Origin of the sequence: Micromonospora sp. LOL_013 (genome assembly GCF_048060315.1) — a bacterium.
GTDB lineage: Bacteria > Actinomycetota > Actinomycetes > Mycobacteriales > Micromonosporaceae > Micromonospora_E.
The window spans coordinates 1-1122 of the sequence record NZ_JBHMIQ010000095.1 but is presented as its reverse complement, the minus strand read 5'-3'; the positions used below and the strand labels follow the sequence as shown (position 1 = coordinate 1122).

Annotated in this window: 1 protein-coding gene; it reads left to right on the top strand. The window is 67.6% G+C overall.

Features of this window, described 5'->3' with window-relative positions; genetic code table 11:
* Window positions 1–156: 156 nt before the first annotated feature.
* On the top strand, window positions 157–1122 hold the full coding sequence (locus ACFHWS_RS28460) for an IS630 family transposase (protein WP_416569577.1): 966 nt from the start codon (window positions 157–159) through the stop codon (window positions 1120–1122).

Sequence of the window (1122 nt, the reverse complement as noted above, 5' to 3'; positions counted from 1 at the left end):
CCGGGCAGCGACACGCCGAAAGTCGTCACCCGCCCACGGCCGACTTTGATACACGCCCTAGTGCCTCGTCTTTGAACGTTGATCGTGTAATCCGTCGGTTCTGAGGACGGATCGGGCAGGCTGTCTCCCAACACTCGTGGTGGGAGGTGATGGCCGGTGGGTAGACGGCCAGAGGTGTTCGTCCGGCAGGTGTCGATGGCCGAGGGCCAGCGGTTGCAGAAGATCACCCGGACCGCGAAGGACCCGGTGAAGCTGCGACGGGCGATCGTGGTGCTGATGTCCGCCCAGGGACAGCCGGCCCCGGACATCGCCCACCTGCTCACAGCCAGCGAGGACTACGTCCGCGACGTGATCCACGCCTTCAACGAGCGGGGGTTCGACGCCCTGAACCCAAAATGGAGCGGGGGCGCACCGAGACGGATCGATGAGCAGACCCGTGACTGGATCTGCGTCATCGCCCGGTGCGACCCCCGTTTCCTCGGCCAGCCGTTCTCCTGCTGGTCCCTGGCGAAGCTGCGCGACTACCTGATCGCCGCCGGCTACGTTGACGCGGTCAGCGTCGAGACCGTCCGGCGGGTCCTGCACGAACGCGGTGTGTCCTGGCAGGCCAGCAAGACGTGGAAGGCCAGCACCGACCCCGACCTCACCGCCAGGATGCGCCGGGTGCTCGAGCTGTACGACACTCCGCCCGCCGACGGCAGGGTGCTGTGCCTGGACGAGTTCGGGCCGTTGAACCTGCAACCCCGCCCCGGCCGCGCCTGGCGACCCCAGGGCCGACCCGTGCGGCTGAGGGCCACCTACACCCGCGACCACGGGGTACGGCACATGATCGCCGCCCTTGACCTGGCCACCGGCCGGCTGCACTACCGCATCCGGGACCGCAAACGCTGGCACGAGTTCCTGGCCTTCCTCAAGACCCTGCGCGCCCGCTGGCCCGACCAGCGCCTGTACCTGATCGTGGACAACTTCTCCCCGCACAAGCATCCCGAGGTCCGCGCCTGGTGCACGGCCAACCGCGTCGACCTGGTGTTCCTGCCCACGTACTCGTCGTGGTTGAACTGGATCGTGCGACACGCAAGTCGCATGAGTACAGCGACACTCATCGAAGGGGGTGCGGCGTGA